Origin of the sequence: Bradyrhizobium sp. NAS80.1 (assembly GCF_001908205.1) — a bacterium.
Taxonomy (GTDB): Bacteria; Pseudomonadota; Alphaproteobacteria; order Rhizobiales; family Xanthobacteraceae; genus Bradyrhizobium.
Window position 1 is genome coordinate 42,867 of the sequence record NZ_LGHL01000037.1, and the last position, 13,944, is coordinate 56,810.

A 13,944-nucleotide genomic window follows, 5' to 3' on the forward strand; every position below is an offset into this window, starting at 1 on the left:
AAGTCGACCGGACAGGAAAATGCACGCCCGCGCTGATGCCGATACGGCCCCCGAGTCTAGCACTCTTTGGCCCGACGAAATTTTTGCGACATTGCAACGCTTCAACGTTCGGCAGGTGCCTTACGTGCCCGATGCCGGCCATTCGAAGCTGATACAGCGGGTGCTGGCTTCGCCCACGATGCGCGGCATTCCGCTGACGACGGAGGAGGAGGGCGTGGCGCTGCTGGCCGGCGCCTGGACCGGCGGGCAGCGCGGCGTCTTGCTGATGCAATCGAGCGGCGTCGGCAATTGCATCAACATGCTGTCGCTGATCCCGATCCTGCGCTTTCCGTTCCTCACGCTCGTGACCATGCGCGGCGAGTGGGGCGAGTTCAATCCGTGGCAGGTGCCGATGGGATCGACCACGCAGGGCGTGTTCGAACTGTCGGGCGTCAAGGTGCTGCGCGCCTCGAACGCGGCCGAGGTGCCGGCCGTGCTCGAAGCGGCTGCAGCCCAGGCCTACAACGCCCTGACCCCCACCGCCGTCCTTCTGTCGCAGCGCCTGATTGGCGCCAAGGTTTTCACCAAATGAGCAAGGCCAATCTCCTCGACCGCCGCCGCGTGGTGTCCGCGCTGCTTGCGAACCGCAAGGACGTCGTTGCGATCGGCGGCCTCGGGGCCTCGACCAACGACATCACCGCCGCTGGCGACCACGCGCGCAACTTCTATCTCTGGGGCGGCATGGGTGGCGCCGCGATGATCGGGCTGGGCCTCGCGCTGGCGCAGCCGAAGGTACCGGTGCTGGTCATCACCGGCGACGGCGAGATGTTGATGGGGATGGGCAGCCTTGCCACCATCGGCCTGCAGAAGCCGTCCAACCTCTCGATCGTGGTGCTCGACAACGAGGTCTATGGCGAGACCGGCGGCCAGACCAGCCACACTTCCGCGGCCGCAGATCTCGTTGGCGTCGCCAGGGCCTGCGGCATAAAGGACAGCCAGTCGATCTCGACCATGGCCGAGGTCGAGGCCTTTGCCAAAGCCGTCCACGACGTCTCGGCCGGGCCGCGTTTTGCCAATGTGAAGATCGACAGCGCCAACGTCGAACGGATTTTGCCGAGCCGGGACGGAACTTACATCGTCAACCGGATCCGCGGCGACCTCGGCTTCCAGCCGATCTGATTCCGCCCGCCTCAGGCGACGCCGGCCCCCTCAAGAGGGGAAGGCGGAGCCATTTTCTGCAGAATCTGCAACCCACTAAGGTTGCGGTGCAACATAATGCTTGACTTTTTGTGTGGGTGAGTGCTTACTCACTAGCATGAGCTCATTGCGTATGACGAGCGACCTGAGGCGTCAATTGATCCTCGGTGCCGCGAAACGCTGCTTCGCCCGACACGGCTATAACGGTACCACGACGAAGAGCGTGGCTGCCGCCGCTGCCATTTCCGAAGCGCTACTGTTCAAGCATTTTCCGTCCAAGGCAGCGCTCTACGCCGAGATCCTCAGTGACGAATGCGAGGCAGATCCGGCGCTCACCGGGCTCCTCGAGCGGGAGCCGTCAACGACCACCCTGGTTGAAGTGATTCGCGGCATGGTCGGGCACTTCATGGACATCGCCGACGGCCCCGACCAGGAAGAGGCGCAGCGCCTGCGACTGATGGCCACTAGTCATTTGGATGATGGCGAGTTCGCCCGTCTGCTATATGCCAAGATCGAGAAGCTAATCGGGGCGGTCTTCGTCGCGTCGCTCGAGCGGGCGGTCGCCGCCGGCGACGCGCGGCCGTGCAGCAACGAGCCGCTCAACCTGTTCTGGTTCGCGCATCACACAGTGATGACGGCGGCGCTGACCAGGCTACCGGCCGTGCCCTGTCTGGCGTACGGCAAGGCGAACGATCTGGAGCGCCAGCTCTGCGAGTTTCTCCTGAGGGGTATTGGACTTAACGACGCCGCAATTGCTGCGCATTTGGGCCACGAATTGGCGTCGGGTGCCGGCAAGACGGCGATTGCAGAAAGTGCATGACATGAACATCGTAGCCGAACACAAGATTTCGGGCGAACCGATCGACAACAAGGCTCCCAAGCGTCCGGTCCGCCCGGTGCTCTGGTTCATCATTGTCGGCACGCTCCTGGGCGTGCTCGTCGGCGGCCTCGTCTGGTTCAATTATTTCCGTGGCGAGATGATCAAGCAGTTCTTCGCCAACAACAAGCCGCCGCCGGTTGCGGTCAGCGCGGCCGAGGCGAAGTCCGAGGTGGTGCCGAACCTCTTGACTGCAGTCGGTGGGCTCGTAGCCGTGCACCAGGTCGACGTCAGCGCCGACGTCAACGGCCGCGTTACCGAGATCAAGTTCGAGCCGGGCTCGCATGTCGAGGCCGGCACGCCGCTGGTGCAGCTGTTCGACGCACCTGATCAGGCCGACCTTGCCAACTACAAGGCACAGGCGACCGTCGCGCAGCTTTCGCTCGACCGCGCCAAGCAACTGGCGTCACGCCAGTTCGGTCCGCAGGCGACCGTCGATTCCGCGCAGGCCGCCTACGACCAGGCGCTGGCCGGCATCGCCAGGACCGAGGCGCTGATCTCGCAGAAGCTGGTCCGTGCGCCGTTCTCCGGCGATCTCGGCGTCCGCAAGGTCGAGCTCGGCCAGTATCTGACGGCCGGTACGGCGATCGTGTCGCTGACCGACCTGTCGGAGCTGTGGGCGAACTTCACTGTGACGGAAAAGGATTCGGCCAGCCTCAAGGTCGGCCAGCCGGTCCGGCTCAAGGTCGATGCCTATCCGGGCCGCACTTTCGACGGCAAGGTCACCACGATCGAGCCGCAGATTGCGTCCGACACCCGCAACATCCGCGTGCAGGCGACCGTCGCCAATCCGGAGAAGATCCTGAAGCCCGGCATGTTCGTGACCACCACGGTGGTACTGCCGAACAAGCCGGCCGTGATCACAGTGCCTGAGACGGCGGTCGACTACACGCTGTACGGCGACTCCGTGTTCGTGATCGCCGAGAAGAAGGAAGAGGACGGCAAGACCAGCCTGAACGCGGTGCGCACCTTCGTGCAGACCGGCAAGCGGGTCGACGGTCGCGTCGAAATCATCAAGGGCGTGAAGCCGGGCGACAAGGTCGTCGCTGTCGGCCAGCTCAAGCTTCAGTCGGGCGCGGCGGTGTCGATTTCGACCGACCCGCCGCCGCAGATCCCGGCGCAGCCGCCGCGCTACTGACAAATACACTCACGTGATCCGGCTCTGCCGGATCACGTTTCTTGAGACATAGAGATCGAGATCGCCGCGATGGCCTTTACCGATATTTTCATCAAGCGCCCGGTTCTGTCGGTCGTCGTCAGCCTGCTGATCCTTCTGATCGGCCTGCGCGCGGCGATGGTGCTGCCGATCCGGCAGTATCCGAAGCTGTCGAACACGGTCATCAACATCACGACCGTCTATCCCGGCGCGTCCGCGGATCTGATCCAGGGCTTCATCACGACGCCGATCGAGCAGGCGGTCGCCTCCGCCGAAGGCGTCGACTACATGACCTCGTCCTCGGTGCTCGGCACCTCGACGATCCAGGTCTACATCAAGCTGAACTTCGATCCGAACCAGGCGCTGACCGAGGTGCTGGCGAAGACGAACTCGGTGAAATATCTGATCCCGAAGGAATCGAACGATCCGATCGTCACCAAGTCCACGGGCCAGACCACGGCCGTGATGTATCTCGGCTTCTCATCCGAGGAGCTGTCGGGCTCGGCGATCTCGGACTATCTGACACGCGTGGTGCAGCCGGTGCTGTCGACCGTCGACGGCGTGGCTTCGGCCGATATTCTCGGTGGCCAGACCTTTGCGATGCGGCTCTGGCTTGATCCCGTGAAGATGGCCGGCCGCAATGTGTCGCCTGCCGATGTCGCGGCCGCGATCACCGCCAACAACTTTCAGTCCGCGGCGGGCCAGACCAAGGGCTACCTCATCGTTTCCAACATCTCGACGAACACCAGCCTGACCGACGTCAACCAGTTCAGGAAGATGATCGTCAAGGCGAAGGATGGCGGCTTCGTGCGGATGGAGGACATCGCCACTGTCGAACTCGCCGCGCAGAGCACCGATGCGAGCGTCGCCTTCAACGGCGAGCATGCAATCTTCATTGGCGTGAACGCGACGCCGCAGGGCAACCCGCTGACGCTGGTCAAGGGCGTGCGCGCGCTGTTCCCCGAGCTCGAACGTAATCTGCCGCCGTCGATGAAGATGAAGGTGGCCTACGACTCGACCAAATTCATCCAATCCTCGATCGACGAGGTGGAGAAGACGCTGGGCGAAGCCGTGGTCATCGTGATCGTGGTCATCTTCCTGTTCCTGGCTTCGCTCCGCTCGGTGATCATTCCCGTCGTCACCATCCCGTTGTCTATGATCGGCGTCTGCACGCTGATGCTGGCGCTGGGCTTCAGCTTCAACCTCTTGACCCTGCTCGCGATGGTGCTTGCGATCGGTCTCGTGGTCGACGACGCCATCGTCGTGGTGGAGAACATCCATCGCCATCTGGAAGAGGGGAAGACGCCGGTCCAGGCGGCGCTGCAGGGCGCGCGCGAGATCGTCGGGCCCGTCGTTTCCATGACCATCACGCTCGCTGCGGTGTATGCGCCGATCGGCTTCCTCGGCGGCCTCACCGGTTCGTTGTTCCGCGAATTCGCCTTCACGCTCGCGGGCTCGGTCATCGTGTCCGGTGTGATCGCGCTGACGCTGTCGCCGATGATGTGCTCGGTGCTGCTGAAGAACACCGAAGAGGGCCGCTTCGCCAAGCTCGTCAACAAGGTGTTCGGCGCGCTGACGAGGTGGTATGGCCGCAGGCTCGATCGCTCGCTCGACTACAAGGCCATCACCGGCCTGTTCGCGGTGACGATCCTCGGGCTCGTCGGCTTCCTCTACATGCACACCTCGAAGGAGCTGGCGCCCGAGGAGGACCAGGGCATCGTGTTCGCGGTGACCAAGGCGCCGAAATACGCCAACATCGACTATGTCGATTACTACGGCGAGAAGCTCGACAAGGAATTCCAGAAATTCCCCGAGACCGATCTGCGCTTCGTGCTGAACGGCATCAACGGGCCGCAGGGCGGCATCGCCGGCATGCTGCTCAAGCCCTGGGAGGAGCGCAAGCGCTCGTCGATCCAGCTGAAGCCGCTGGTACAGGCCGAGCTCTCGAAGATTGAGGGCGTGCAGGCGTTCGCGTTCAACCTGCCGCCGTTGCCGGGCGGGCCGGGTGGTCTGCCGATCCAGATGGTGATCAACTCCACCGCCAGCTTCCAGACCGTCTATGAGCAGATGGAGAAGCTGAAGGACGCCGCGCGCAAGAGCGGCATGTTCATCGTCTCCGACAGCGACCTCGCCTATAACCAGCCGAACGTGGAAGTCACGATCGACCGCACCAAGGCGCAGGATCTCGGCGTCAACATGCAGAACCTCGGCAGCACGCTCGCGGTTCTGCTTGGTGGCAACTACATCAACCGCTTCAATCTGGAGGGCCGTTCCTACCAGGTGATCCCGCAGGTGCCGCGCAGCGACCGGCTCTCGCCGGAATCGCTCGGCGGCTACTATGTGACCACCAACACGGGGCAGCAGCTCCCGCTGTCGACTGTTGTCTCGATCAAGACCAAGACCGACCCGAACTCGCTGACGCACTACAATCAGCTCAATTCGGCGACTTTCTCGGCCGTGCCGATGCCCGGCGTGACCGTCGGTGCTGCGGTCGACTTCCTCGAAGGCGAGGCCAAGAAGCTGCCGCAGGGCTTCAGCCACGACTATCTCGCGGACAGCAGGCAATACGTGCAGGAAGGTAACCAGCTCGCGATCACCTTTGGTTTCGCGCTGATCATCATCTTCCTGGTGCTGGCGGCGCAGTTCGAGAGCTTGCGTGACCCGCTGGTGATCATGATCTCGGTGCCGATGGCGATCGTCGGCGCGCTGATCCCGCTGTTCTTCGGCGTGGCGACCATGAACATCTACACCCAGGTCGGTCTGCTCACCCTGGTCGGCCTGATCACCAAGCACGGCATCCTGATGGTGGAGTTCGCCAACGAGCTCCAGATCAATGAGCGGCTCGACCGCCGTTCGGCCATCGAAATGTCGGCCCGCATCCGCCTCCGGCCGATCCTGATGACTACGGCCGCGATGGTGACCGGTCTGATCCCGTTGTTGACCGCGTCTGGTGCGGGCGCAGCCAGCCGCTTCTCGATCGGTCTGGTCGTCGTCGCCGGCATGTCGATCGGCACGCTGTTCACGCTGTTCGTGCTGCCGGCGGTCTATGTGGTGCTGGCGACCGACCACCGCGCGGCGGCGGATTCCGAGCGGAATAAGCAGGTCAACGATCTCGACGTCGGCTCCAAGGCGCTGCGGCCGACCTGACCCAAGGATCGAGCAAGGTTACGTGCGAAGCGGCAACAGCGATGGCTGTTGCCGCTTTTTTATCGTTCGAGATCTCGTAATATGATGGCTCCGGCGCCGTGATGGGCGCTGGGACAGGTCGTCTGGATGAAACGGCGCGATTTTCTGGCACTTCTTGGTGGAGCCGCTCTGGCCACGCCGAACATTGCGTCGGCGGACACCGCCGACCGTGTCTATCGCCTCGGTACGATCCAGCCGGTCGTGCCGCTGAACGGAACGGATCAGCTCGGCAAGATGCTCGTCGACGCGCTGGCACAACGAGGTTATGTGCTCGGCAAGAATCTTGTCCTCGAGGCGCGCGGCGCTCGTGGTGATGTCGAAAAGCTGCCGGCCCTGATCGACGAGTTGAAAGCGGTCGGCGCCGAGGTCCTCGTGAGTTTTGGCTACGCCGCGACTGTCGCAGCAAAGTCCGCGGGCATCCCGACCGTTGTCGGCTGGGGTGTCGGCGATCCTGTCGAGACGCATCTGATCGAGAGCCTAACGCATCCCGGGGGCAACATCACGGGCATCTCGGACGTTGCGGCCGAGTTGACCACGAAGAGGCTCCAGCTGTTGGAGGAGATCACTCCGCGGCTCGACAAGGTTGCCATGCTGTGGAACGAGCATGACCTTGGCATGACCCTGCGCTACGAGGCCTCGGCGAAAGTGGCGCGGGATACCGGGATCACCGTGCAGGCGCTCGGCGTCAGGAAATCCGGCGATCTCGACCAGGCGTTCGCGGCGATGACCGCCGATCCGCCGGATGCCATGCTGATGGTCGCGGACGCGCTGACCATTTCGAACAGCCAGCGCATCTTCGAGTTCGCTTCATCCAGGCGGCTTCCGGCGATCTACGAGTATGACTTCCTGGTCCGCGACGGGGGCCTGATGTCGTACGGGGCCGATGTCGGGGAGTCGCTGGTGCGCGCGGCGGCCTTCGTGGATCGCATCTTCCGCGGCGCCAAGCCGGCCGATCTGCCGTTCGAGCGGCCCGTCCGCTACCCGCTTGCCGTTAACCTGAAGGCCGCCCGAAAGGCCGGACTGGACGTTCCGCCCACATTGCTTGCGCTGGCGGATGAAGTGATCGAGTAGCCTAGTTCACCGCGGCGAGAGACAAGGTCCGGCCTTCTTGCTAGGCTTGCCGGGATGAGCATCTCCGTCCACCCCGATACCCCGCAGGCCGGGCCGCTGCCGAACGCAGCCACGGAAGCTGCCGTGTCCGGTGCGGCGGGGGAGCCGCGGGTCCGGACCCGGCTGTTCACCAAATATGTCGCGCTGTTCGTGGCCGTCGTTGCCATCGCGCTGCTTGCCAACGGCCTGTTCGAGGTCCTCTTCTATTATCGCGAACACAAGGCGGCGCTGATCCGGGTCCAGCACGAGCAGGCCGAGGCGGCGGCCGCCAAGATCAGCCAGTTCGTCAAGGAAATCGAGAGCCAGCTCGGCTGGACGACGCAACTGCCGTGGTCGGCGGGCTCGATCGAGCAGCGCCGGTTCGACGCGCTGCGGCTCTTGCGCCAGGTGCCTGCGATCACCGAGCTTGCTCAGGTGGACGCGACCGGCAAGGAGCGCCTGCGCGTCTCGCGGCTCGCCATGGACACGATCGACAGCGGGATTGACCTCTCGAGCGATCCAAAGTTCACCGAGGCGGTCGCGCACAAGGTCTATTATGGGCCGGTCTACTTTCGCCGGGAGTCGGAGCCCTACATGACGCTGGCGCTCGCCGGTGCGCGCAAGGATGCCGGCGTCAGCATCGCCGAGGTGAACCTCAAGCTGATCTGGGACGTCGTGTCCCAGATCAAGGTCGGCGAGCACGGCCACGCTTATGTGGTCGGCCCGGAGGGGCGTCTGATCGCACATCCCGACATCAGCCTGGTGCTGCGCAACACCGACATGTCGGGACTGGCGCAGGTGCGCGCCGCGCAAGCCAGCGGCGGCGTCATGCCGGACGCCTTGCAGGAGGCGACCAATATCGAGGGACAGAAGGTCCTGACAGCGTCCGCACCGATCACCCCGCTTGGCTGGACCATGTTCGTCGAGTTGCCGGTCGAGGAGGCCTATGCGGCGCTCTATGCCTCGCTGGAACGGCTTGCACTCGTGCTGCTCGTGGCCTCGATCTTCGCGGTGCTCGCCGGAATCTTCCTCGCGCGCCGCATGGTCGGGCCGATCCAGGCGCTGCGCAGCGGCGCCGAGCGTATCGGCGGCGGCGACTTTTCGCAGCGCATCTCGATCAAGACCGGCGATGAGCTCGAGGGGCTTGCCCATCAGTTCAACGACATGGGGGCGCGCTTGCAGGAATCCTATGCCGACCTCGAAAACAAGGTCGAGCAGCGGACCGCGGAACTGCGGCAATCGCTGAACGATCTGCGCGCCGCGCAGGATCGCCTGATCCAGACCGAGAAGCTCGCCTCGCTCGGCCAGCTCACGGCGGGGATCGCCCACGAGATCAAGAACCCGCTCAACTTCGTCAACAATTTCTCCTCGGTGTCGACCGAGCTGATCGACGAGCTCAACGAGGTCCTGCAAACGGCAGCGCTCGACGGCAAGACCAAGGAAGAGATCGACGAGCTGACCGCCATGCTCAAGAGCAATCTCGAGAAGGTGGTGCAGCACGGCAAGCGCGCCGATTCCATTGTCCGGAACATGCTCTTGCATTCGCGCGAGGGCTCAGGCGAGCATCGCCCGACCGATATCAACGCGATCGTGGAAGAGAGCCTCAATCTGGCCTATCACGGCGCACGTGCCGAACGGCCCGCTTTCAACGTTACGCTCAAGCGCGACTTCGACCCCGCCGCCGGCTTGATCGACATCTATCCGCAGGAAATTACGCGCGTCTTTCTCAACCTTATCTCGAACGGCTTCTATGCCGCCACGAAGCACAAGGAGAGCGCAGCGGCCGGGTTCGAACCGACCCTGAGCGCGACGACCAGAACCCTCGGCAGCAAGGTCGAGATCCGGATCCGCGACAACGGCATCGGAATTCCGCCTGAGGTGAAGGAGAAAATGTTCAATCCCTTCTTCACCACCAAGCCGGCCGGCGAAGGGACCGGGCTCGGCCTTTCCATGAGCCATGACATCGTTGTGAAACAGCACGGCGGCACGATCGACGTGAGCACCGAGCCCGGTGTATTCACCGAGTTCATCATCACGCTGCCGCGTGTGATGGCGGCAGGGGACACTACCGGAGGCAAGCCTTGAACGTTTACATCCTGGTCGTTGATGACGAGCCCGACGTTGAGGCGCTGTTCCGGCAGCAGTTCCGGCGAGACCTGCGTGCCGGCCGTTTCCAGATGGAATTCGCGCCGTCCGCGCCCGACGCGCTGAAGCGCGCCGCCGAGGTTCGCGAACCCTCGCTGATCCTGATCCTGTCGGACATCAACATGCCCGGCATGAGCGGGCTGGACATGCTGCCCAAGGTGCGCGCAGAACGTCCGGACGTTCCCGTCATCATGATTACGGCCTATGGCGATGCCGAGACGCGCCGTAAGGCGATCGAGCGCGGCGCGGTCGCACTTCTCACCAAGCCGATCGATTTCGGGTTGCTGCGGCAGGAGATCGACACGAGGCTCGAGCAAGCCGCATGACTGCGACCATCCTCTTCGTCGATGACGAGCCGGATCTCGAGGCGCTGATCCTGCAAAAGTTCCGCAGGCAGATCCGCGACGGGCTCATCGCCATCATGTTCGCGCGTGATGGTCTTGAGGCGCTGGAGTCGCTCGAACAGAATCCGCACGTCGACATGGTAGTCTCGGACATCAACATGCCGCGTATGGATGGGCTGTCGCTGTTGCAGAAGCTTCAGGAGGCGGAGGACAAGAAGTCGACCATCATCGTTTCTGCCTATGGCGATATGAGCAACATCCGGACCGCGATGAACCGCGGCGCGTTCGACTTCCTCACCAAGCCGATCGACTTTTCCGACCTGGAAATGACGATCCAGAAGACGATCCGCCATGTCGAGATGTTGCGTGAGGTGCGGCGCCGCCAGATGGAGGCCGAACGCGCCCACGCCTCGCTGTCGCGCCATTTCTCTCCCGAGCTCGCCAAGCGCTTAGCGGCGGCCGGAGAGGGTGAAGGGATCGAGGTGCAGTGGCGCGATATCGCGACCATCTTCACGGACATTACCGGCTTCACGTCGCTGGTCGAGAGCACACCGCCCGAGATGCTGGGCGAGCTCCTCAACGAATATGTTGGCGGGATGACCGAAGTCGTCTTCGCGCACGAGGGGACGGTGGCCAAGATCATCGGCGATGCGATCCAGGTGCTGTTCAACGCGCCCGGAGATCAGCCGGACTATGCGACGCGTGCGGTCGCCTGCGCCCATGATCTCGATACCTGGGCACGGGACTTTTGCGCGCGCCAGAAAGGCAGGGGCGTGAATTTCGGCGCCACTCGCATCGGCATTCACGTCGGGCCGGCACTGGTCGGAAATTTCGGCGGCAACCGCTTCTTCGACTACACCGCGTATGGGGACACCATCAACATCGCGGCGCGGCTGGAAGCTGCCAACAAGCAACTGGGTACCCGCATCTGCGTCAGCTCAAGCGTCGCCGAGGCGGCTGAGAATTTTCGAGGCCGCCCCGTGGGCGAGTTGATGCTGCGCGGACGCAGCGAGCCGCTGCGCGCGTTCGAGCCGCTGCCACCGGCCAAATTCGATGCGCCGGAAACCGCGTTGTATTCCCGGGCCTTTGCCAAGATGGAGGCCGGCGACGCTGCGGCCATGCCGGCCTTTGCCGCGCTGGTCGGTATGCATGCAGACGATGCGCTGGCCGGCTTTCACCTGAGGCGCCTTCTCAACGGAGCCAAGGGCATTCGCATTCAACTGGAATAGGGGTTCGACATGACGCGTGAATTCTCGCTCGGCAATTACCGTTTCATTCCGTCGGTGTTCCAGTATTCGGCCGGCGCGGCCGCGGATGACGGCTATGAGATCGAGCGCGTTCGCTTTGACCGTCTCGTGCCGCTGGCCGAGGGATTTGCGCTCGCGGCGAAGTTCATCCAGGAGGCAGGGCGGCCGCTGACCGCGTTCTGCGCCTGCGAGCTGCGCTCACCGGCGGCCTTCAGCGAAGAAGGCTTTCGCGCGTTCAACCTGCACTATGTGAAGACGCTGTCCGAATGGGGCGTCTTCGACGGCACCACCAATCCGGTTGCGCGCAGCAATGTCTGTCCCGAGATCGACCCGCCGTCCGAGCCGTCGTTCTATGCCTTCTCCTTCACGCGCCCGACACGCTCGACGGCGCCGACCTTCGTGATCGCCGGCGGTGCCGAAGCACGCGAGGGCAGCGGGACCTATGTCGAGCGCACGGTGCGCTACCGCGACCTCAGCCTGGAAGGGCTACGCGAGAAGGTGCGTTTCACCACCACCTCGCAGATGGAGAGCCGGATGGCCGCCTTCGGCTTCGGCTTCGGCTGGAAGGATACGACCGGGGTGCAGGCCTATTCCGTGCACGACTTCCACCACGCGCTCGTCGACGAGCTGGTCCGCCGCGGGGCACTGCGGTCGGGCTTGACCTGGCATTTTGCACGTCCCCCGGTGGTCGATCTCGAATATGAGATGGATTGCCGCCGCGTGATGCGCGAGGTTGTCATTTGAGGTTCTCATCCTGAGGAGTGGCCGTCAGGCCGCGTCTCGAAGGATGGCCGTTGGCGAGAGCGGGGCCTCTGGTTCTACCGGCGATGCGAAGCATTGTCCGGAGACGCGCGCGAAGAGCGCGCTCCTCACCATGAGGGACGTCTAGCGCTGGCGCGGATCGAGCGCGTCGCGCAGGCCATCGCCGAGCAGGTTCAGCGACAGCACCACGAGGAAGATCGCAAGGCCTGGCCAGATCGCCATCCATGGCGCCTGGGTCAGGAAGCGCTGCGCGGCGTTGAGCATGCTGCCCCAGGACGGAGCCGGTGGCTGCTGGCCGAGGCCGAGGAAGGACAGCGCCGCCTCGGCGATGATGGCGGCCGCGATCGACAGCGTCGCCTGCACCAGAAGCGCGGGCAGGATGTTCGGCAGGATGTGCGAGAATGCGATCCGCCAGGGCGGATTTCCGAGAGCGCGCGCGGCCTCGACATAGTCTTCGGCCTTGACGCTCAGCACCTGGCCGCGGGTCAGGCGGATGAAGATCGGGGTTGCCGAGATGCCGATTGCGATCATGGCATTGCCGAGGCTCGGACCGAGGAACGCCGCCAGCGCAATCGCCAGGATTAGGAACGGGCAGGCCAGCATCGCGTCGGTGATCCGGCTGATCAGCGCATCGGTGAAGCCGCCGCGATAGCCGGCGAGCAGGCCGAGTGGCACGCCGACGCCGAGCGCGATCGCGACCGAGATCAGGCCGGCAAGCAGCGAGGCCCGCGCGCCGTAGACGACACGGCTGAGGATGTCGCGCCCTAACTCGTCGGTGCCGAACCAGTGCGCCGCGGTGGGGGGCTTGCGCACCAGGCTCCAGCTCGTCGCGACGGGATCGTAGGGCACGATGATCGGCGCGAGGATTGCAAGAGCGATGAACATCGTGAGAACGACGAGACCGAGTACCGCCGCCTTGCGCTTGAACAGCCGCCGACGCGCGCGGCGTGCCGGGCTGTCCAGCTCGTAAGCTTGTATGACGGGTCCTGGCAGCGCGGCATCGCTCATGGATCTAGCCCCGTAGCCGCGGATTGACGAGGATATAAGCGATGTCGGCGACCAAGTTCAGCGTGATGTAGACCGTGGCTGTCACCAGCACCACGCCCTGCACGACCGCGTAGTCGCGGTTGAAGACGGCGTCCACGATCAGCTTGCCGAAGCCGGGAATGGAGAAGATCTGCTCGGTCAGAACCGCGCCTGACAACAGTGTTCCGAGTTCGAGCGCGCTCAGCGTGATGATCGGCGTCAGTGCATTGCGCATGGCGTGCTTGAGGATCACCGAGCGCTCCGAAAGTCCCTTCGCGCGCGCAGTGCGGACGTAGTCGCTTTCCAGCACCTGAAGCATGGCGCTGCGCGTGTGCCGCATCAGGATCGCGGAAATTGCATTACCGAGCACGAAGGCCGGCATGACGGTGGCGGCGAGGCTCGCGCGCAAGTTCTCGGAGAGCGGTACATAGCCCGAGGCAGGCAACCAGCCGAGCTCGATCGAGAACAGGAAGATCAGCATGATGCCGAGCCAGAAGTTCGGCGTCGAGATACCCCACAGCGCGAACAGATTGGCGCCGTAGTCCCAAGCGGACCCCTTCTTCACGGCGGCGACGATGCCGGCGGGAATGCCGATCAGAAACGCGATCACGATCGCCATCAAGCCGAGCTGGAGCGTCACCGGCAGCTTCTGTGCGATCAGCTCGCGCACCGGCATCTTGTTGCGCAGCGACTCGCCGAAATCGCCAGCCAGTACGCCCTTGATCCAGTAGGCGTACTGCACGGGGACGGGCTGATCGAGCCGGTATTGGTGCCGGATCTGCTCGATCACGGCCGGATCGCGCTCTTCGCCCGCCATCACCAGCGCCGGATCGCCCGGCAGCAGTTGCTGGAGCGAGAAGATCAGCACCGAGACGAAGAACAGTGTCGGTACGATCTGCGCAAGACGGCGGGCGAGGAAGTTCAGCATCCTCTGAT

Annotated in this window: 12 protein-coding genes; 10 read left to right on the forward strand and 2 right to left on the reverse strand. The window is 63.9% G+C overall.

Features of this window, described 5'->3' with window-relative positions:
• Positions 1-19 precede the first annotated feature (19 nt).
• From AC629_RS09230 to cnbZ, 10 genes are all read left to right on the forward strand, one after another.
• Positions 20-571 (forward strand): phosphonopyruvate decarboxylase, encoded by a 552-nt coding sequence (locus AC629_RS09230; protein ID WP_084804448.1) that lies wholly within the window; start codon positions 20-22, stop codon positions 569-571.
• Positions 568-1,158, forward strand: coding sequence for a thiamine pyrophosphate-dependent enzyme (locus AC629_RS09235; RefSeq protein WP_084804450.1), 591 nt, complete (start codon positions 568-570; stop codon positions 1,156-1,158). Before AC629_RS09230 ends, AC629_RS09235 begins: the two co-directional genes overlap by 4 nt.
• Positions 1,159-1,294: 136 nt before the next feature.
• A complete protein-coding gene (locus tag AC629_RS09240; RefSeq protein ID WP_084804452.1) occupies positions 1,295-1,996 on the forward strand; it encodes a TetR/AcrR family transcriptional regulator in 702 nt (233 codons plus the stop codon).
• 1 nt (position 1,997) lies between these two features.
• Positions 1,998-3,191: an efflux RND transporter periplasmic adaptor subunit gene (locus AC629_RS09245; protein WP_084804453.1), complete on the forward strand. Its 1,194-nt coding sequence runs from the start codon at positions 1,998-2,000 to the stop codon at positions 3,189-3,191.
• Positions 3,192-3,260: 69 nt separating this feature from the next.
• Entirely contained in the window at positions 3,261-6,356 is a 3,096-nt protein-coding gene (locus AC629_RS09250; protein WP_084804456.1) for a MexW/MexI family multidrug efflux RND transporter permease subunit, read from the forward strand.
• A gap of 126 nt (positions 6,357-6,482) precedes the next feature.
• Positions 6,483-7,466, forward strand: a complete 984-nt coding sequence (locus tag AC629_RS09255; protein ID WP_084804457.1) for an ABC transporter substrate-binding protein — start codon at positions 6,483-6,485, stop codon at positions 7,464-7,466.
• Positions 7,467-7,520: 54 nt separating this feature from the next.
• Positions 7,521-9,569, forward strand: a complete 2,049-nt coding sequence (locus tag AC629_RS09260; RefSeq protein WP_084804459.1) for a sensor histidine kinase — start codon at positions 7,521-7,523, stop codon at positions 9,567-9,569.
• Positions 9,566-9,955: a response regulator gene (locus AC629_RS09265; protein WP_084804461.1), complete on the forward strand. Its 390-nt coding sequence runs from the start codon at positions 9,566-9,568 to the stop codon at positions 9,953-9,955. Before AC629_RS09260 ends, AC629_RS09265 begins: the two co-directional genes overlap by 4 nt.
• Positions 9,952-11,202 (forward strand): response regulator, encoded by a 1,251-nt coding sequence (locus AC629_RS09270; RefSeq protein WP_084804463.1) that lies wholly within the window; start codon positions 9,952-9,954, stop codon positions 11,200-11,202. The genes AC629_RS09265 and AC629_RS09270 overlap by 4 nt, the downstream gene beginning before the upstream one ends.
• A gap of 9 nt (positions 11,203-11,211) precedes the next feature.
• Entirely contained in the window at positions 11,212-11,964 is a 753-nt protein-coding gene (gene cnbZ, locus AC629_RS09275; protein ID WP_084804465.1) for a 2-amino-5-chloromuconate deaminase CnbZ, read from the forward strand.
• A gap of 141 nt (positions 11,965-12,105) precedes the next feature.
• Here cnbZ and AC629_RS09280 read toward each other — a convergent pair whose 3' ends face one another.
• Both AC629_RS09280 and AC629_RS09285 read right to left on the reverse strand, forming a co-directional pair.
• Entirely contained in the window at positions 12,106-12,990 is an 885-nt protein-coding gene (locus AC629_RS09280; protein ID WP_084804468.1) for an ABC transporter permease, read from the reverse strand.
• A 4-nt stretch (positions 12,991-12,994) separates the two neighbouring features.
• Positions 12,995-13,936, reverse strand: coding sequence for an ABC transporter permease (locus tag AC629_RS09285; RefSeq protein WP_084804470.1), 942 nt, complete (start codon positions 13,934-13,936; stop codon positions 12,995-12,997).
• Positions 13,937-13,944: the final 8 nt, after the last annotated feature.